Origin of the sequence: Halarcobacter mediterraneus, assembly GCF_004116625.1 — a bacterium.
Lineage (GTDB): Bacteria > Campylobacterota > Campylobacteria > Campylobacterales > Arcobacteraceae > Halarcobacter > Halarcobacter mediterraneus.
Genome location: NZ_NXIE01000001.1, coordinates 374,966 through 394,569, shown reverse-complemented (window position 1 = coordinate 394,569; position 19,604 = coordinate 374,966). Strand labels below are relative to the sequence as shown.

Sequence of the window (19,604 nt, the reverse complement as noted above, 5' to 3'; positions counted from 1 at the left end):
ATTAATCCTCTAATTAATTTTAAAAAAGACATTCTAAACTATTTTCCTGTCCCTATAACAGTTAGACCTAAAGAAGTCCAAGCTTGCATACCACCTCTATAGTATTTGATTTTTTCTACAGGGTATCCCATATTTAACAAAGAATACTTTGATCTTTTTGTCATAGATGGTGTTTGTCCACACCAATATCCATTACAATATAAAACAACTGTTTTTGCATTTGAAAAATCAAGACTTCCATCTTCTTTTTCAATAACACCCATTTCATCTTCCATCATTTCTACAGCAGAATCCCTATCTTTAAAATTTGTATAAGGAACATTTACTGCTCCAGGAATTCTAAGTCTTGCAAACCAACCTGGACTTCTAGAATCAATAATTGCTATTGAATCATCAGTTTGAGCTTTTTTCATATACTCAATAAACTCTACTTCACCAACTGTTTCTATTCCTTCTGCAATAGTCATTGGTTGAAGAGCACCTCTATGTGTTGTATTATAAAGTTCAGAAATTAAATTTCCAACTTTTTGGTTTCTAATAAGTGTAAAATTTTCATCATTTAAGTTAATATCTATTGATTTCACACCTTTAGAAAGTGGTATAAAAGAAGAGTTTTCTTCCTCTGCAAAACTTACAGTAGAAAATAAACTCATAATAGCTGTTGCTATTAAAGTTTTTCTTAGAACTGTCACTTTTTTTCCTTAATTTCATGCATTTTTAAATAAAAAAAGCCAAGATTTTACTCTTGACTTTTCACTTATTCTTTTTTATATAAATATATTAATATTTAAAACCATCTCCAGGGATAGCTGTTCTCCATGTGCTCTTAGCTTCATAAGCTTGACTCAATGCTGCAATACCAAATTTACAAGCTCTTGTTGCTGCAAATTCAAGAGGTAATACAGTTTTAGATTTTTTACCTTTAAAAGTTTTAGGATTAACTTCCTTCGCACCAGATTTAATTCCTTCTTCAACAGCAGCAATTAAATTTGAATTATTAACCTCTAATCTTCTAAATTCTAAACCTTGTTCTTGAGCAGCTTTATTATATAGTTTTGCAGTTGCTAAGACTTTTTCAATACCATTTTTTTCAACACTACAAAGTAGTTTCTCATCTACTTTTGCTGCACTTTCAGGAGTTGGTGCATTACTTACACAAGCTGTAAAAACGAACGCTGTTGTTGCTGCAATTGATAAATTTAATAATAATTTTTTCATAACCATCTCCTTATTTTCTAATATCTGGACCATCAAATTTAAGGCCATTACTCATATAAGCCATAAAGAATAATAGTTCTCTCATTTCTTGACTATCATTTTTAGGTGGTACTTGACCTTGATCTTTAACGCATCCTGACATTCTTCTTTCTAATGTTCCTAGTCCATCATTTTTAGGACTTGCAGCTCCCCATTTTAATCTATATACAGGGAAATGTGTTGTTTGACCTAATAATTGAGATAAAGATTCATTTCTAACTCTTAAAGCTGCACCTTGAACATGGCACTCTGCACAGTTAAGTTTTAAATAACCTCTTTGAGTATAATAATACTCTTTTCCTCTTTCATATGCAGCTGCAGCTTCAGCACTTTGAATTTTAACATCTACAATTTTTTCTTCATCTCTTGCAGATGATGCAAAGAAAGATTGAACGTGAGCCATATCACCTTTTTTCTCATTCCATTTCTTTTCACCATTTGAAGTTCTACACTCATTTATTGCAACAGTAAGAGTCATAACTTCTTTTCTTTCTTCATCAAAGAAAGGATATTTAGAACCTGCTTCCGCAGGGTTTGGGAAACATGTTGCTAAAGATTTCCCATTTGCAAACTCTTTTTCATAAAGTTCTTCACCATGTTCAATAAACTCTTCATATGGAGGGAATTCATTAATTTCCTCATAAGAAACTCTACCATTTTTTGAAAATGCATAGTTTCCAATAGAAAATTCTTCAAATTTTACACCACTAATAATATTATTTTTCAATTCATCATCAGTTGAATATGGGAAAAAAGTCGCTCTATTTTTTTCAGGATTATCAAATTTTGCTTCAAAATATTTAACTAAAGCTAATCTATCCTTCTCTGCTTGTGCATTAAAATCAGCTGCATTTAAAGTACATACAGCAAGAGCAGTTAATGCAGTTGTTTTAGCAATTTTTAATAACATACATATCTCCTTGTAAGATTAATCACTCAAAAGAGTGATTAATTATTTAATTTTAGCTTTATCAGCTCTTGTATTACCTTTTAAATCAACCCATGTAAACTCTAGTTTATCACCTTTTTTAGCTCCAACTGCATCTGCATTAAACTGAAATTTAAAATATGGATTTTTTGATAAAAATTGACTTGATGATAATTCATAAACAATATTTCCATTTACTTTTGCAACTACATAAGTAATAAAGTTAGCTTCTTTTTTAGCTCTCTCTGCTTCTTGGTAACTTAGGTTTGCATGGTTAGCAAGAGCTTTAACAGTTACAACACCTTTTTTTAACTTTGCTTTAATTCTAGTTTTTTTAGCCATTATTAATTCCTTTTAATATTTATATTTTAAAAATTCTATGTAATTCTAATAGTTGAACTAAATCAACCACCACATCCACCAATAGTTACTTTTACTTCTTTAGTTGTTGAATATAATTTACCATTTTCTTCAATTATAGCTGTTACATTACCTGTTTTAGCCATTTTAATTCTTACAGAATAATCAATAATTCCACCCTTTGGAACTGTAAATACAGCAACTGTTGACTCTGGGTTAGCATCTTGAAAAATTGCTACTTTAGAACCAGCTAAATCAGATGAAACAGTTACAGGAATAACTGCACCATTTTCTGCAATATCTGGAGCTTTTAATTTAACTTTATCTGAAGCAGTTGCAGTTTTACCAAATAATTCTTTAATTGCTTCATCAACTTTTGTTGCAGTCCAAGCTTTTGGCTTTTCTTTTCTAAAGTCAATTGCACTTAAAGAAGAAGGAGCCATTGAAACTGCTAATGCACCTAAACCTAAACCTAAAAAATTTCTTCTGTTCATCATTTTCTATCCTTTTAAATTATTGAATTGTTTTTAAATAAGCAACAACAGCTTTTATTTGTTCTTCACTTAACCAACCTGTTTTACCAAATGCTGGCATTGAAGTATTTTGAACATTTCTTGCACTATATATATCATATACAGTATCAAAAAGTAATTCATCTGGCCAATACTGTAACCCAGTTAATTTTGGTCCCATACTTCCTGGACCATCAATATTTTTACCACTTACAGCATGACATGCTAAACAATTACCTAAATTTTTAGTATTAAAAATTTTTTCACCTTGTTTAACAAGTTCTTCATTATTAGCAAAAGAACTTGTTAAAGCTAAACTACTTATAGCAGAAGCTATAAGTAAATTCTTGATTAATTTCATTGCTTTCTCCTTATTTACTAGCGTTGATCATATAATCAACCACTTCTTTGAACTCTTTATCAGAAAGATCCATAGCTCCACCTTTTGGAGGCATAGCATTTATTCCATTTATAGAATTAGCATAAACAGTGTCCATTCCTTTAGCAACAACAGCAGCCCAAGCATCTTTATCACCTAAAACAGGTGCACCGATTGCTTCATTTGCATGACAAGCAGCACAATATGTCTCATATGTTGTTGCAGCTTTTGAGTTTGCAGAAGAATCTGAAGATTCAACTTTCCATGATCTTTCAGTTGATGCAGGAGGATTAAAATCATTTAATTCATTCTGTATTTTAAGTACTGGTACTTCTTCTTTTATACAATCAGTCATACATCTTTCACCAGTACCATAATTTTTAGGATCACTTAAAAATGCTTTCATATTTTCTACACCTTTCTTAGGATTTTCTGGTGTATCTACTTTTGGATAAAAACCATCTTCATTAGGCATTTTTATTTTTAAGAATTTTTCTCTATCTAAAACATATTCATCATCTAATTCTTCACCATCAATAGTAATACCATTTTCCATTAATAAGTAAGCTACTAAAGCATATGTTTCACTATTAGTTAAAGATTTAGGATGAGGGAAAGGCATTGACTCTTGGATATACCAAAAAAGAGTACTTGCATATGGCCAATATGTTCCTATAACTTTTGTAGGAGGTTCTACTCCTGGATTTTTATCTGCTGGGTTTAATAATTGGTTTGTTAAAGTTTCTGTTGAAGCACTTCCTGCTGATAATGGAGGATAACCTTTACCACCAATACCAAACTCACCATGACACATAGCACACTGTGCATCATAAAGTTCATAACCCCATTCAACAGAACCTTCTGCTTTTTTTGGATTACCATCTTCATCTAAAACAACTTCACCATTTTTCATATCATATTTAGGTAAACCTGTTCCATCAGGCATAACATCTAAATCCCAAGCCGCAATTTCTCTTTTAGTAGCTTCTCTACCAAAATTAAATTTCTTGATGTTTTGAGTATTAACATGATAAGATGTATATTTACCGTCTTTTGTTTCATACTTTACTGCTCCATCAACTGACTTTTTGATTTCACCATTTGTTGCACAACCTGAGATTAATAAAGCTACTGTTACAACACTAGCACCAAGCAAAGACTTTTTAAGCATTGTGTTTTCTAATGTGAACATTATTAACCTCCCCATTTGATTTAACTTCCCATGTAACAATTGCATTTCTATGATAAATTGATTCAACACCTACGGCAGAAGTTTCTTGATCAATTGTAGGTTGAACATTTCCTGTATCATCAATTGCTCTACTTGATAGTAATAAAGGTTTCCCTTCCCATCTAGTAATATAAGAGAATCTTGTCCAAGATTTAGGTAAAACTAAACCTTTTAAATTAGCTTCAACCCAGTTGTCTCCACCATCAAAAGAGATGTCGACATTAGTAATTGTACCATGTCCTGACCATGCCAAACCTTCAATTTCAATCATATCACCTTTTTTAAGGTGGGTCCAAGGTTTTTCTGGACAGGGAGATGTAATCACAGAATTAACTTCATTTGCCCAAAAATATCTGATTGCTTTTCCAGACTTTTGAAGCATTGTATATTTAGAAGTTTCTTCTTTTGCATGCCAAGGTTTATCAGAAAATTCAAGTCTTTTTAGCCATTTAGTATTTAAATTACCTTCCCAACCAGGAACTAGAAGTCTTAAAGGATAACCTTGTTCTGGTCTTAGGGCTTCTCCATTTTGAGCCCAAACAAGCATAGCATCATCCATAGCTTTTTCTACAGGAATAGTTCTAGGATTACCTGCATTATCACTACCTACAGCTAACATCCAAACAGCATCATCTTCAAGACCAATGTCCTCAAGTACAGTTTTTAGCATAACTCCTGTCCACTCAGCAGAACTCATCATTCCTTTCATGAATTGTAGATTATTAAATTGAGGTCCTCTCCAACCTGTTGAACCATTAGCAGGACATTCAATAAAATAAATTCTACTTTCACTTGGATATTTTTTTAAGTCATCTAAAGTTAAAACAACTTCTTTTTTAACTTTTCCATGAATCATTAATCTAAATTCATGAGGATCAACATGAGCAGTTCCACCATGATTTCTAGTAAAAAACAATCCATTTGGAGTTACAATACCTTGTAATTCATGAATAGGACACATTGAAACAGAAGCATATGCATCTCCTGAAGATAGAAGATCAGTAGTTCTTCTAATAACATTGTGTTCATAAGGTGACGGTATTCCATATAGGTTTTTAGTAACCATATCACCAAGTTTTGTTCCCCATTGTGCTTCTTCTATAATAGCAGGATCATCTGCTCTAAGCTTCACAGGAGACAAAACATTTGCTGCAGCTATGGCACCAGCTGAATAGACTGCAGTTTTTCTAAAAAAATCTCTTCTACTTAATTTCTTTTCAGAAATTGTTTCAAGTGACTTTTCAGAATTTTTACTTGACTTCGTCATCATTCCTCCTTAAAAATTAGCCATACACATACAAATAAGTAAACTTAATAGATAGTTTACTTTTACTTATACGAATCATAAAGCTTGGTTATATAAGTATTTATTATATAACTATGAGGAAATTATTGCCATTTTTTTGATGTAAGTCAATAATATACTAGGCTTTTTTGACTTTTTGTTCTGTTTTGTAACAACTTTATGACTTTTGCTATTTAAAAGCTATTCTTCAGTTGATTTATAAAACGGTATTTACTATTATATACATCGTCTACTTTTTTATTAAATTATTCATAAACCCTTCTTTCAATTATTTTCTTTTTTTATTTAAAGTAACCAATTTAGTGACCTTTCTTAATAGATATACAGTTTTATCTTTTTAATTTCTTAATATTTAATCCATAAAATTATTATAAACTCTAAGAATTTTGATTAAGATAGCTTTTATATTTTATATTGCATATGATACTATTTGCCTTTAAAAAAATTGGAGTAAATATGAGAGATTTTATAAATTATGAGCAGTCTTTAAATATACTATATAACCTTAATTTTAAAGGTAATACTAAGGAAAAGCTTTTTATTACAAATGCACAAGGCAGAATCTTAGCAAAGGATGTTATTGCAAAAAATAATAATCCTGAATTCAAAACTTCAGGAATGGATGGTTATGCTATTAAAGCTGAAGATCAAAAACTAAATAGATTAAAAATAATAGGAAAAAATCCAGCTGGAGAAGTTATCAAAGAAGAAGTTACTAATGGAACATGTATAAAAACTTTTACAGGCTCTTTAATGCCAAAAGGGAGTGATACTTTAATTCCTATTGAAAATGTAGAAGTAGAAAATGATGAAATTATTATAAAAAAAGAAGTTCCTTCAAAATTTGCAGTTAGAGATATAGGTGAGAACTACAAAAAAGGAGAAGTTCTTATAAAGAAAGGAACTACCATTGGTTTTGCAGAAATTGGAGTATTGGCTTCATTAAATATCTCACAAGTTGAAGTTTATACTAAACCTATTGTTTCTATTGCAAGTACAGGTAGTGAAATTCTTGATTTAGGAGAAGAACAAGAAAATGATTCTCAAATTAGAAGTTCAAACCATCTTACTATTGAAGCATTAGCAAAAACGGCTGGGGCACAGACTATTCAAAGAGGTGTTGTAAAAGATGATATTGATTCAATAACAAAATTATTACAAAGTTCTTTAGAGGTATCTGATATTGTTGTTACTACAGGTGGTGTTTCAGTAGGAGATTATGATTTTGTACAAGATGTAGTAAAAGAAAAAATTGGTGCTAAAGTTTTATTCCATGGGGTAAAAATAAAACCTGGAATGCATATATTAATTGCACAAAAGGACAATAAACTTATTATTGCTTTACCTGGCTTTGCATATTCATCTACTGTTTGTGCTATTTTATATTTATTACCTATGATATATAAATATGAAAACTCAAATAAAAAGCTTCCTATTGTAAAAGCCGAAATTACACAAGACTATCCTCAAAAAATGGCAAAAACAATTTTTACAGCTTGTAATGTATTTTATGAAGAAGGAAAATACAAAATTAATTTTGAAGGTAAAAAACAAGGTACGAGTGCTATTTTAACAAATATGTTAGAGTCTCCAGCTTTATTAATTCAACAAGAAAATGGAGAAAACCTAAAAAAAGGTGACTTTGTAGATATTCTTCTACTTAATGAACTAAATTAAAAAACTATTCACCCAATAATTTTTGGGTGTCTATTTTCTTCTTAACTTTTACACCTAATTCAATAAACTCTTCACTTCTTCTAATAAGATTTCCTCTTCCTAAACTTAATTTTTTTATACTTTCTTCATATGCTTTTTGTGTTCTGTCTAAATGGGTTCCTATATTTTCAATATCATTAACAAAACTTGCAAATTTATCATATAAATCAGCTGCTTTTTTTGAGATTAAAAGAGCATTTTCATTTTGATGTTCATATCTCCAAATATTTTCTATTGTTCTTAATGTTGCAAATAAAGTTGAGGGAGAAACTAGCATAATATTATTTTCAAAAGCTGTTTTAAATAGATTATTATCTTCTGAGGCAGCAAGCATAAATGCTCCTTCTATAGGAATAAACATAATTACAAAATCTAAAGTCTTAACCTCTTCAATATTTTCATAACTTTTTGCACCAAGTCCTTTTATATGTGTATATAAAGACTTTATTAACTCTTTTGTTGCATTTCCTCTTTGAATATCATCTTGAGACTCCGTATAATTTATATACGAAGTTAAAGATACTTTTGAATCTATTACAATATCTTTATTTTGAGGAAGATGTACAATAACATCTGGTCTTAATCTTTTACCATTTTCATCAGTATAAGAGCCTTGAGTAGAATATTCAAAACCTTCTCTTAGTCCTGTTTGTTCTAAGATTTTTGAAAGAATAAGCTCTCCCCAATCACCTTGAGTTTTATTTTCACCTTTTAAAGCTTTTGTTAAATTTAATGCATCTTGTGAAATTTGATTATTCAATTCTTTTAAATTTTTAATTTCTGATAATAAATTTACTCGTTGTTTTGTCTCTTCACTATGAATATCATTAACTCTTTTTCCAAAACTATTTAACTGATCTTTGAAAGGGTTTAAAAGCTGATTTAAACTATTTGAAGACTTTTTAGTATTTTCTTCAAATAGTTTATTTGCTAAGTTTTCAAACTCTACTTTTAATCTTTCTCTTGAGTTCTCTAAAAGTTCAATTTTTTCTTTTAAATTATCTTCTTTAATTTTAAATTCATTTTCATATTGTTGTTTTTTATCTTCAATAAAACTTTTTAAAGATTTGATTTTTGTCTCATAAGATCTTACTTCTAAAGCTAGTCTATCTTGAAAATTTTTTTCTTGTTTTCTGATATCATCTTCAAGTTTTTTATTACTATTATTTAAAGAGTTAATAATATTTTCATCAGCTTCTTTTACATATTCTAACTCTTTAGTTAAGAGGTTAATTTTCTGTTTGAAAATTAACCATGTTATTAAAAAAGCTATTATTAAACCAGATACTAAACCTACAGTTAAAATTAAAACTTGATTTTCCATTATTTATTAAAAATACTATCTTTTAAAGCTTCTTCACTTTCTTCATTCACATCATAACCTAACTCTTTGAATCTTTCTACTAATGGTGGATGAGAATAGTAAAAAAAGATATATAAAGGATGAGAAAGAGGGAAAGATTTATTTTCATTTGCTAATTTTAATAAAGCATTTACTAAATCTTCTTTACTTTGTAAATTTGAACCAAATTCATCTGCTGCATACTCATTATGTCTACTAATTAAAGAAATTAAAGGCATTAAAAAAAATGATAAAATAGGAGAAAAAATTAAAAATAAAGTAATAATTGCATAAGGTTCATTTTGTAGAGATAAACCTAAAAATATTGCTTCACTTAAATTTCCAAATATTGCAAAAAATACAAACATTACAGCACCCATAATTCCGATATTTTTTAATATATCTCCATTTTTAAAATGCCCTAATTCATGACCTAAAACAGCTAAAAGTTCATTATGAGTTAATTTTTCTACTAAAGTATCAAACAATACAACTCTTTTTGTACTTCCTAAACCACCAAAATAAGCATTTAATCTATTGTCTCTTTTACTTGCATCTACTGAAAATACACCTGAACTTTTAAACCCTACTTCTGATAATAAAGTATTTATTTTTTCTTCTAATTCTTTGTCTTTTAAAGGCTCAAATTTATCAAACATTTTATCTCTAATTACAGGATAAAGCATATTAATTAAAATAATTACAGCAAAAATAAAAACAAAACCCCAAATCCACCAAGTTTGTAAATTAGTAATAATCCAAGAAATTCCACCAATTACAGCTGAACCAAATACTAAAAATAAGATTCCTGATTTAATTGTATCTTTTACAAATAAAGCTGGTGTCATATTTGAAAAACCATATTTCTTATCTAATTTAAAAGTTGAATATAAATCAAAAGGTAAACCTAAAAGCCAATTAATTATGATAAATAAATCAACATATACAATTGCTTTTAACCAATAACTTTCAACACTAATTAAAGAGTCTAAAATAGAAAGTCCAAACCCAATCCAAAAAATAAATAATAAAAAATTATAAAAAGATGAAACAATTGATAATCTCTCTTTTTCTATAGAATAGTTTGCTGCTTCAATATATTTTTCATTTTCTAAAATAATAGGTCTTAAAGTTCTTGCTTTATGTACATACCCTATTTGCATAAATGAAGTATATATTGTAAAAAAGAAATATACACAGTAAGCTATAACAAAAATTTCTAACACTAAAGTATCCTTTATAAGTAAAATTAATTTTTAAAGGATATATTTTATCCTTTTTGAACTTGGCTTTTAGTAAAATTTTTTAATTAAAATTAGAAAAGAGTTCTAAAATATCTTTAGGTATTTTTGTAGGTTTAAAGTTTTTTAAATATGCAAGTTTTACCTTTGCTGTAAAAAGTAATTCTTCATTTCTAAATATTTCATGAAAAATCTCTAAAGAAGCACTTTTTTGAGATATTACCTTTGAAGTAACTTCTAACTCATCTGCAAAAGTTGCTGATTTAATATAATCTGCTTCTACTTTTTTTACAACAAAAAATTCATTTTCTTGATGGGGAGATAATCCTTTTTCAAAAAAGATATTACTTCTAGCTCTTTCACAAAACTTTAAATAATTTGCGTAGTAAACTACACCACCAATATCTGTATCTTCATAATAGATTCTTATCTTCATTCTAGAACTCCATATTTATGGACTTTATAAATAGTAAAAACTAAATAATGCCTAAAATCGTGCCTATTTTATCCAATTTACTAAATCTAGTCTCATCATCTTCTTTTATATATTTTGCATAAATTTGTAATGTAATTGATAAGTCTTTATGACCTAACATTTTTGATACCCAAAGTATATCTATACCATTTTGGATATTTGAAATCATATGACTTGCAAAAGTATGTCTAAGATTATATAAACTTCTTTCTTTAATATTTATTTTTTCTAATAATTCTTTAAACCTCTTGTTTAAAATATCATGAGAATAAAAAGGCTTTTTAAAATGAGAGATAAAAAGATTTTCATAATTACCAGTTTCTTTATGAAGATTTTTAATAACAGTTTCTAATTGAGGAAGCATATCTATATACCTTACACTTGATTGAGTTTTAACATCCCCTACTTTACCATGTACAGTAGTTTTTTCTACTGCAACTCTTTTCTTATCATAATCTATATCATCCCAAGTTAAAGATATTAATTCCCCTGGACGAATACCAGTTAAGAACATAAAAAATATTACATAATACAAGTTACCATTTGCATTAGATAATATCTTTTTAATTTCTTTTATTGTAAATGGATTTACATTTTCATCTTCTTTTTCTGTTAATGTTCTAATCTTCTTTTTTATTGTCAAAGGAGATTTTACACGAGTTAAAGGATTATATTTTATAAGATTGTTTTGTAAGGCTTTATCAAAAATTGAATACATAATAGAACGATATTTAACTACTGTACTAGGTTTATATTTTTTAAGTAATTTTAATTGCCATTGCTCAAGCTCCAAAGGCTGAATATCCTTTAAAATATGTTTTGCAAAATATGGTTTTATATGGTTATCATAATGCTTTTGATTTTTTTCATAAACGTGTATTCTTACTGTATCTTTATAGACTTTAAAAAACTCAATAGAAAAATCATCAAAAAACAAATCTTTTTCAAAATATTCTACTTGATTATCACCAGTTAATGCAGATACAATTTCAGGTATTATCATATTTTTTATATGTTTTAAGTTTTTTTCATTAACTTTCAAATTAGTTGTTTTTCTAATTCTCTTTTTATTATGATAAAAATCTAGCCACCAATGATTATTAATAGGTCTAATATTAATTTTTAAATCTCCATAGATTACTTTTACAGAATCCAATTAAACTATACCTTTTAAAATATTTGACGATGTTTCGCTTAATACAATAGTTTTCTTTTCAATTTCTTCTTTCTTTTCAATAACTTTTATTTTATGTGTAGGATTCTTCTTAAATTCAACTATTGCAACTGGAATAAATTCTACTTTTCCACTATCATTAATAAAATAATGTTTACCTTTAATAAACGATTCATTTTTAATATAATTATCTATTGTTTTTTGGCTTTTTCCAAGAAAATTAGCAACAGCTTTTTTAGTATGCAATGAACTTATTGAAATTTGTAAAAGTTCAATAACATTTGATAATTGATTTTGCATATTTTCTAATCTTGCTTCAATAGTCATAATTTAATCCTTTAATTGTTATATAAAAGGCACGTCATAGCCTATTTCTTCTGCAATACAAAACTGTAGAGGAACGTGTGCTACCGCCCTACGGTTGGTTAGAGGATTAGCCTCAACATATTCATTCAAGTTAATAATTTCTTCTCTTAATAACTCTCTTTTAATCATTTCATTTTTAACTAATCCAAAATGCACTAGATCTAAAGTTTTGATATCTTGATTATCTAAAATTGTATAATATCTTTGAAGTTGGTAATTACTTAATAAACTAGGAAGAACTGGCATTAAAATAAACTTTTCTAAAGTTTCATTAAAGGCATATTTTTCAAAGTCAGATACAAAAGCAATTAAAAGTTTTTTCTTATCTTTTTTTGTATATTTTAAAGTAAAAGTATCTTTTGTTTTTATTCTTGAATTAAGTATTAAATCCGAGTTCTTTTGCCAAACAGTCACGTTTTCTACTTCCCCAGTCTCATGATTATAAAACATATAAGAATATGTAGTATCCTCAAAAAGTCTATGTATTTGATTGTTTTTTATAAGTTCACTTACTCTAAGATAATCATTTTCTGATTTTTTAAAAAAATGTCTGACTTTTCTATAAATAGTAACGGGTGCAAGTGTACGAGAGCATAAAAATCTTCTTATATTATGTTTAATATACCAATAAGATGCATATTGAGTTGATTCGTCATTTTCATTTTTAAAAGTTTTTGTAACATACTTCATAATATATGCAATAGCACCACCTGCAGAGTTATAAAAAGTATATTTAAAATCTATTGATTTTTTATTGTTTCCCCATCTATCTTTATTTGTAAAGTATTCTTTATACTTTTTCTTAACTGATAATATATATCCTGCAGGAAGAAATAACATAGCATGTAAATGAGGAACACCACTTTTATGTGGTTCATAAACTCTAAAGTAAATTAACCCATGTCCTAACTCTTTTTTTATTCTTCTAAATATTTGAAGTGATGTAAATTTATTCCAAATTTGTGTTAATTCTTTTGCTGTTTCATTTGGATTTATTAATAACTCTTTTTTTCTATTAGTTTTGTGATATTTACTTGGAGCAGTTAGAGTAATAAAGACAGGCTTTAAATTTAAATCTTTAGCATATTGAAATATAGAATTGATTCTATTGTTCATTTCTGCAAAATATTTTTTAGGATTTAGATTTGCACTATATGTAAAATCTAATGCTGATTTTGTATTGTCTCCAAAGTCAAAGTGTCTACTTAGGAGATACTTCTTTTGAAGTTCTATTTTAGTATCTATGATTTGAATATCTTGTCTTGTTATACCGTACATATATTTCCTTTCTTTTACTGACGTAACTTTTTTAAAAGTAATCAAGGGCAATTTATAAGAGAGACATCCGTCTCTCTTATAAATTACCTTTTAAAACTCTACCTTTATGTCTTTTATTTCATTTTTTTCATCTATCTTGGGCATTAGAAAAAATTGTTTTAATGCTTCTTTATTGGTTCTAACATATAATTTAGTAACTTTATAATTTCCTATATTTGCAATGTTATATCTTGATAGTATTTTTGCATTAGTTGTTCTTAGAAAGTTTTTAAAATGAAATATAGAATAATAGTTATCATTTATAAAATATCCATCTAAAGAATTATAAGTAATCTCTACTACGTAGTTATTAAAATCAAATTTATTTTTTACTCTTCTTATTGTTTCATTGCTAATTGGTTTTTCTATTTTTTTGACTTCTTTTTTTATAGGCTCATTCTCTTCTACTTTTAGATTATAAAATACAAATACAAATAATGTAATAGTTGCAGATAACCCTATTAGAGCAATTAAAATAAACTTTACTAATATTGATTTTTGTTTTGAGGTGTTTCCACTTGTATATAAATCAAATACTTCTTTTTTTGTTTTTATAGATGAGTTATTAAAAAGGTCAGCTTTTCTCATTGCAAATGAGGCATAATATTTATATGAAAGTGAATTTGAAAACAGCTTTTTACTTCTTGGTTGTGCTTCAATAAATTGTTCAGGTATCCCTCTATAAATAGAGTTAATTAAAGATTTATTTTGTGTTAAAAGGTCTATTTCGTGGTGTAAATGTCTGTGGTATGTAAGCCAATATACTTTTACTTTATCTTGTTTTGATAAAAAATCGTGACATTCATCAAATACAATTAAGGCATTAAAAAAACCTTTTTCCTTTGTATGTTTTAATAAGTATTCATCTACATTATCACTATTTTTATATAATTCATATATTTTGTGTGATTCTTCTAAATATTTATAAAAATCTTCAATATGTAGTTTCTTTAGTTCTATATTATTACTTGGAAATTTATCAAATTTCATACCATTAATATTGGTATATATAACTTCAATATTCTTTGAAAGATTATGATTATTTGATAAGATATTATAGATTTTATCTATCTCAAAATATGTTTTACCAGAACCTGGAAAGCCTGTAATAAATGTAATCATTTTAAGACCTTATAAATGCTAATATTTGTTTAGCAATAAATCCTGCAATAAGAAAATTAAGTACAACTTTTAAAGCATTTAAAAATCCTAAGTATGAAGCTAAAACTAGTATTTGAGAAGCATTAACTAAATTTGTTGAAGCTTTACTAAGAAAAAAATCTACGGTAAAAGATACTACACCAAAGAAAAAAGAGAATATAACTATCTTTTGTAAAAATGGATTTTTAGTAATAAATCCAAGAGCTGATAATACAGCAGAAATAATTGCAGAAATTGCAGGCATTTTATACTCCTTTAAATACTAGAATAATTCCAAATAGATATGCAACAATTAAAAATATATTTCTAATTTGTTCAATATATTGAGCTAGAACTTGGATATCAAAGACTGTATAGGTTTTACCTAATAAACTAAAATTAATATTAGAAGGAGCAGAACCATATCCACCTAGACCAAAAACATTTGAATAAGTATCAAAACTATTTGTTAATGTGTTTTCAATATCTCCTTGAAAGTTTGATAACTCTCCATCTATACTTGGATTAATCTCAAAGTCATCTGTTAATCCATCATAGAGACTGTCATCATCTTCACTATTACCTATATCATCTAATTTTGTGTTTAGTGTTTCTAATGTTGTGTTTAAATTTGTTAATGTATTATCTACATTATTTAAAGAACTATCTATTGTTTGTGTATTTTGATTAACTTGATTAGTTGCACTTTCAACATTACTATTTAATGTATTTAATTCATCAACTATATTTAAATTTACATATTCCACTTCATCTAAATATGGTATTAAGTCCGATATTTCTTCTCCTTCTCCATTTCCTGTTGTGTTTGGATATTGAGGGTAAATAATAGGTTCAGGGGTATTATAATAACAAAAGCCGGGACAAGTATCATCTAAATTTGGATTAGAGAATACAAAACCTAATCCATCACTATTATCATTTGCTATTGATTGACAATCACTATTACTCCCTGCCATTCCTTGATAGTCATATCCACCTAATATATTTATAGTAGGAGTAGTAGGACAATCACTAAAACATAGTGTTATAAATATAAAAAATAAGATTAATATTTTCATTTGATACTTCTTGAAACAAGCAAAAAACCCCAAAAATAAGAAAAACTTAGTAATGTATTTCTAATCATTGGTATATGTTCATCATATTGTTTTATATCAAATGCCGTATATGAGTTACCTAATAAATCAAAATCAATAGGAGTTGGAGCAGAACCATATCCACCAAAACCAAATACATTTGAATAAGTATCAAAACTATTTGTTAATGTGTTTTCAATATCTCTTTGAAAGTTTGATAACTCTCCATCTATACTTGGATTAACTATAAAACCATCTAATAATATAGATTCATCTATATCTTGATTTAAATTTTCTGATTTTTCATTGATATTTTCATTTATTGAGTTTAATTGTTCTAAGTTATTTGTAAAGTTTGGATTTATATTTGCTATATTTATATCAATTTGTTTTATTGATTGTTTTTGATTTAATAGTATTTTCTCCCAATCATCTATATAAGGTGTTATTGGTTCACTACTACAAATTGTTCTTTGTTCTTTTGCTTTTTCTTCTGTTAGTTGAATATCAAATTGTTCATCAACTTCATTTAAATTTAAAGTAGCATAGCCAATATCATTATTATCATAATCGTAAAATGCAACAGTAACTTTTTCAACTAAATAAGGTAAGCATGGATAATAATTAGCAATTATTACATTATTTTTATAAGTTCCATTTTCATTTATAATTGTTTTATATCCTGTCGAACCTAAAGTTATATCCCAACATTGACTATCCCTATGCCAATCACAATATGCGACAATAACTCTATTAAAATTAAACTCTCCACCACAAATTGCACTTCTATTATCATAATAAGTAATAGGAGAGTTTGCAGGGTCTAAATCTCCATATACTAAATTATCATATACTTCTCCTTGTACAGATAAAATTGCAATATTCTCTAATTTTGAGAAATTATAAATAGTATCAGCTTGCAAATCATAAGGACAAGACACTTTACCAAGTAAAAAACTAATAGATACTAATGTAATAAACAATATTTTCATTGTATTACCTTAAAAGTCTTAATACAGAGGTAAAAGCAAAAGTAATTAATCCAATATTCATATTTATTGAGAAAAAATAATCAAAGGTAATATTACTTGTAACTTCATATAAAATCATTATATCCACCTAAAAATACCAAAGAGGAAAATGAAAGCACTTAAAGTGCCACTAAGAGCGAACATGAAATTTAAATCTTCATTTGAAAGTCCAAGTATTGACAATGCATTATTATTTAATTCTTTTGAAGGAATAGCAGTATAATCTAATGTATTTTTATTATTTAATTTACAAATTCCAGAATTATATATATAACCTGTTTTTGTTTCAATGTCAAAATTAGAAAGTTTTAATTTATCATAGATATTATCATTTGTATAGAAAGAATGATTATAAAAGAATTCTACATCAGTATAGTAAAAACTTCTTACACAAGCAGAATAAACATAATTATCTGTTTTTCTTTTTGCAATCATTAAATAATCACTAAATAATAAAGAATTAAGTATAAAAAAATAAATAAAGAATAGTTTTTTCATAATTAAACCTTTTGAAGAATAAGAAAGAGGGATAATCCCTCAATCTCTTAAAGTAAACTTTTTACTTTTTTGAAGCCGAAAATTAAAACAGCAACACCAAGTACCGCCCCAAATACTGCGGTAACAGAACCAGTTGCATCTGTCATATCTGGAGCACCTATTGGATCTGCATATACTGGAGCATTAGAAAGAGCAAAGGCAAGTAAGCCAAAACTAAATGCTTTTAGACCTTGTGAACTTTTAGAAAAGAAGTTCATAACTAGTGCGAATAATGTCGCGAACAATGAAAGTAATTTCATTTTTTCTCCTTTTTTGGGATAATCTATCCCTTAATTAAATTTGTAGAGGTCAAGAACTAGTATTAATGCACTCTATCAATTTAATTAAAAAGGGGACTTACTGTGTGTACGGTCACAAGCCCCAATAATTACTTTATATTTATAATATCTTTCTCATTTTGCAATTTAAAAGTGTCTCCATCTCTTCCACCATAATTAATAAGTAAATCTTTACCTACTAAATCATTATATTTAAGTGCTAATGCAGGTAGTTCTTCATCTTTACACTCAATTTTAATTATTTGAGAGTTTGCACGTATAGTTGGTATTTGTGTTCCATTTATTTCTTTAACAACAGTTGATTTCATAATAAATTTTAATTTTACACTTGCAGAGTAAGCCTGATTATTTTCTCTTATAACACCACTTGGCACAAAATCAACTCCATCTAATGTTCCATAGATAAAGTTACCATGTTCTTTTAAGTTAATTTCTTTTACTGACATTTTTATTCCTTTTTTTAATCGATTTATATTCTTTTGAACTACGACTATTTTTAACCCCATTTACCTAAAACGAAACAAAGGGGTTAATCTATTGTTTCGAAAGTGTTTAACACTCTATAATCTCAACTTTTATTAAATAAAGACTATAGAATATTATTGTTGATTCATTTGAATTAAGATATTTACTCTAATTGTTTCTTTACTTGAAAATAAAGAAGGATTACCTAATAATTTTGTTATGAATTCTTGTAATATTAATTTAGATGTAATTTCATCTAAATCTTTTTTTGTTAAAGATTTATTTTTGAATTTTATTTCTAATAAATTAAGTATTCTTAATTCTTCATTTGTTAGTTTATTCATATTATTATCCTTTAGAAAATCATAAATAGTTAATTGTTTAAATAATAAATAATTATATATTGTACTTTGTTTAGGATGAATAATAATTTCTTGTTGTTTTAAATCAGATGAAATATGATAAGATTTACTGTTTAACTCTGTTTTTGATTGCATTTCAACCTCTTTTCTAATGTGAATCAATAAATAAACATTGTTATTATAGTTCAAAATGCGAATAATGTCAATAGTTATTGCAATAAAAAGGTTCAAAATGAGAAAATTTGATGATATACTATCTAGATTGTACGAACTTTTGGGAGTTACAAAAGATACTGAATTCTGTAATAGGTACAATGTGAAAGCAAATACTTTAAGTACATGGAAAAAAAGGAATACAATACCTTATGAATTAATTGTTGAGATTTCACAAAATGAGAATTTTTCCTTAGATTATATTCTAAAAGGACAAACTCAAAAAAATATAGTTAATTATAAAGAAGAACTTTTGAAAACAATAGATTCCTTAAATAATAATGAGATAAAATATTTATACTACATTGCAAAAAGTAAGGAATTAGAGAATGGAAAAGATATTGATTAAAATAACTCCTATATTAAAATATATAACGGTGTTTCTTTTAGGTTTTTTAACTGCAACAATTTTACTTGGTTTAGGACAAATATAATGAAAAGTATAGATATAAAGGATGCAATAGACCTTATTAAGTTAGGAACAAAATTAATAAACCTAACAATTATTGGAGTACTTACAGGTCCAATATTTTTTTTACTAGATACAGACCATTCAGTTACAGACTTAATTAGTATAATTTCAAGTTTTATTTTTGTATTTTTTATAATAGTTAGTTTTACAATTGGATTTAAAATGAAAGAAAAAGGTTCCCTACTTTTAAACTCTTTAAATAAAAAAAAGATAAAAACTTATTAATTAGACTAAAAATAAGTAAACTATAAAGCTAAATTAAGTAACTATAAAAGTTGTGACAATGATGTGACATATTTTTGATGAAATAAATTCATAAACCTTCTTTTTCAATAAACTATATAAATTTTATCTAAAAAAACTTCTTAGTATTTTTTAATTACA

General features: G+C 27.0%; 25 protein-coding genes. 3 read left to right on the top strand and 22 right to left on the bottom strand.

The features are described from left to right. Positions 1-38: 38 nt before the first annotated feature. From CP965_RS02065 to soxC, 8 genes are all read right to left on the bottom strand, one after another. A complete protein-coding gene (locus tag CP965_RS02065; protein ID WP_129060369.1) occupies positions 39-692 on the bottom strand; it encodes a rhodanese-like domain-containing protein in 654 nt (217 codons plus the stop codon). A gap of 88 nt (positions 693-780) precedes the next feature. Beyond that, on the bottom strand, positions 781-1,218 hold the full coding sequence (locus tag CP965_RS02060; RefSeq protein WP_129060368.1) for a hypothetical protein: 438 nt from the start codon (positions 1,216-1,218) through the stop codon (positions 781-783). 10 nt (positions 1,219-1,228) lie between these two features. Then, positions 1,229-2,167, bottom strand: a complete 939-nt coding sequence (gene soxA, locus CP965_RS02055) for a sulfur oxidation c-type cytochrome SoxA (RefSeq protein ID WP_129060367.1) — start codon at positions 2,165-2,167, stop codon at positions 1,229-1,231. 42 nt (positions 2,168-2,209) lie between these two features. Further along, positions 2,210-2,527: a thiosulfate oxidation carrier complex protein SoxZ gene (gene soxZ, locus CP965_RS02050; protein WP_129060366.1), complete on the bottom strand. Its 318-nt coding sequence runs from the start codon at positions 2,525-2,527 to the stop codon at positions 2,210-2,212. Positions 2,528-2,589: 62 nt separating this feature from the next. Next, on the bottom strand, positions 2,590-3,042 hold the full coding sequence (gene soxY / locus CP965_RS02045; protein WP_129060365.1) for a thiosulfate oxidation carrier protein SoxY: 453 nt from the start codon (positions 3,040-3,042) through the stop codon (positions 2,590-2,592). Between the two features lie 16 nt (positions 3,043-3,058). Then, on the bottom strand, positions 3,059-3,418 hold the full coding sequence (gene soxX / locus CP965_RS02040; protein WP_129060364.1) for a sulfur oxidation c-type cytochrome SoxX: 360 nt from the start codon (positions 3,416-3,418) through the stop codon (positions 3,059-3,061). Positions 3,419-3,428: 10 nt separating this feature from the next. Continuing rightward, positions 3,429-4,628, bottom strand: coding sequence for a c-type cytochrome (locus tag CP965_RS02035; protein ID WP_129060363.1), 1,200 nt, complete (start codon positions 4,626-4,628; stop codon positions 3,429-3,431). Continuing rightward, positions 4,600-5,934: a sulfite dehydrogenase gene (gene soxC / locus CP965_RS02030; RefSeq protein ID WP_129060362.1), complete on the bottom strand. Its 1,335-nt coding sequence runs from the start codon at positions 5,932-5,934 to the stop codon at positions 4,600-4,602. Before soxC ends, CP965_RS02035 begins: the two co-directional genes overlap by 29 nt. A gap of 495 nt (positions 5,935-6,429) precedes the next feature. On the opposite strand from soxC, the gene CP965_RS02025 reads away from it, so the two are divergent. After that, positions 6,430-7,650 (top strand): molybdopterin molybdotransferase MoeA, encoded by a 1,221-nt coding sequence (locus CP965_RS02025; RefSeq protein ID WP_129060361.1) that lies wholly within the window; start codon positions 6,430-6,432, stop codon positions 7,648-7,650. 4 nt (positions 7,651-7,654) lie between these two features. Here the strand turns inward: CP965_RS02025 and rmuC are convergent, their stop codons facing one another. The 14 genes from rmuC to CP965_RS01955 form a co-directional block, all read right to left on the bottom strand. Then, complete coding sequence (gene rmuC, locus CP965_RS02020; protein WP_129060360.1) at positions 7,655-9,013, bottom strand: DNA recombination protein RmuC; 1,359 nt, start codon at positions 9,011-9,013, stop codon at positions 7,655-7,657. Beyond that, entirely contained in the window at positions 9,013-10,257 is a 1,245-nt protein-coding gene (locus CP965_RS02015) for a M48 family metallopeptidase (protein WP_129060359.1), read from the bottom strand. Before CP965_RS02015 ends, rmuC begins: the two co-directional genes overlap by 1 nt. A gap of 79 nt (positions 10,258-10,336) precedes the next feature. Continuing rightward, positions 10,337-10,708, bottom strand: a complete 372-nt coding sequence (locus CP965_RS02010) for a YbgC/FadM family acyl-CoA thioesterase (RefSeq protein WP_129060358.1) — start codon at positions 10,706-10,708, stop codon at positions 10,337-10,339. A gap of 40 nt (positions 10,709-10,748) precedes the next feature. Then, positions 10,749-11,903: a tyrosine-type recombinase/integrase gene (locus tag CP965_RS02005; RefSeq protein WP_129060357.1), complete on the bottom strand. Its 1,155-nt coding sequence runs from the start codon at positions 11,901-11,903 to the stop codon at positions 10,749-10,751. Further along, positions 11,904-12,248 (bottom strand): hypothetical protein, encoded by a 345-nt coding sequence (locus CP965_RS02000; protein WP_129060356.1) that lies wholly within the window; start codon positions 12,246-12,248, stop codon positions 11,904-11,906. An 18-nt stretch (positions 12,249-12,266) separates the two neighbouring features. Then, positions 12,267-13,565 (bottom strand): replication endonuclease, encoded by a 1,299-nt coding sequence (locus CP965_RS01995; RefSeq protein WP_129060355.1) that lies wholly within the window; start codon positions 13,563-13,565, stop codon positions 12,267-12,269. 90 nt (positions 13,566-13,655) lie between these two features. Beyond that, positions 13,656-14,726 carry a zonular occludens toxin domain-containing protein gene (locus CP965_RS01990; RefSeq protein ID WP_129060354.1) on the bottom strand — a complete coding sequence of 357 codons (1,071 nt, stop codon included), beginning with the start codon at positions 14,724-14,726 and terminating at the stop codon, positions 13,656-13,658. Between the two features lies 1 nt (position 14,727). Next, positions 14,728-15,009 (bottom strand): hypothetical protein, encoded by a 282-nt coding sequence (locus tag CP965_RS01985; RefSeq protein ID WP_129060353.1) that lies wholly within the window; start codon positions 15,007-15,009, stop codon positions 14,728-14,730. A 1-nt stretch (position 15,010) separates the two neighbouring features. Continuing rightward, entirely contained in the window at positions 15,011-15,823 is an 813-nt protein-coding gene (locus CP965_RS01980) for a hypothetical protein (RefSeq protein WP_129060352.1), read from the bottom strand. Next, complete coding sequence (locus tag CP965_RS01975; RefSeq protein WP_129060351.1) at positions 15,820-16,833, bottom strand: hypothetical protein; 1,014 nt, start codon at positions 16,831-16,833, stop codon at positions 15,820-15,822. The genes CP965_RS01980 and CP965_RS01975 overlap by 4 nt, the downstream gene beginning before the upstream one ends. Positions 16,834-16,950: 117 nt before the next feature. Beyond that, complete coding sequence (locus tag CP965_RS01970; RefSeq protein ID WP_129060350.1) at positions 16,951-17,370, bottom strand: hypothetical protein; 420 nt, start codon at positions 17,368-17,370, stop codon at positions 16,951-16,953. Positions 17,371-17,417: 47 nt separating this feature from the next. Beyond that, entirely contained in the window at positions 17,418-17,654 is a 237-nt protein-coding gene (locus CP965_RS01965) for a hypothetical protein (protein ID WP_129060349.1), read from the bottom strand. A 143-nt stretch (positions 17,655-17,797) separates the two neighbouring features. After that, positions 17,798-18,154, bottom strand: coding sequence for a hypothetical protein (locus CP965_RS01960; protein WP_129060348.1), 357 nt, complete (start codon positions 18,152-18,154; stop codon positions 17,798-17,800). Positions 18,155-18,307: 153 nt separating this feature from the next. Continuing rightward, entirely contained in the window at positions 18,308-18,670 is a 363-nt protein-coding gene (locus CP965_RS01955; RefSeq protein WP_129060347.1) for a hypothetical protein, read from the bottom strand. 97 nt (positions 18,671-18,767) lie between these two features. Here CP965_RS01955 and CP965_RS01950 point away from each other — a divergent pair, with 97 nt between their 5' ends. Then, positions 18,768-19,097, top strand: coding sequence for a helix-turn-helix domain-containing protein (locus tag CP965_RS01950; RefSeq protein ID WP_164970978.1), 330 nt, complete (start codon positions 18,768-18,770; stop codon positions 19,095-19,097). Between the two features lie 84 nt (positions 19,098-19,181). Further along, a complete protein-coding gene (locus CP965_RS01945; RefSeq protein WP_129060345.1) occupies positions 19,182-19,445 on the top strand; it encodes a hypothetical protein in 264 nt (87 codons plus the stop codon). Positions 19,446-19,604 lie beyond the last annotated feature (159 nt).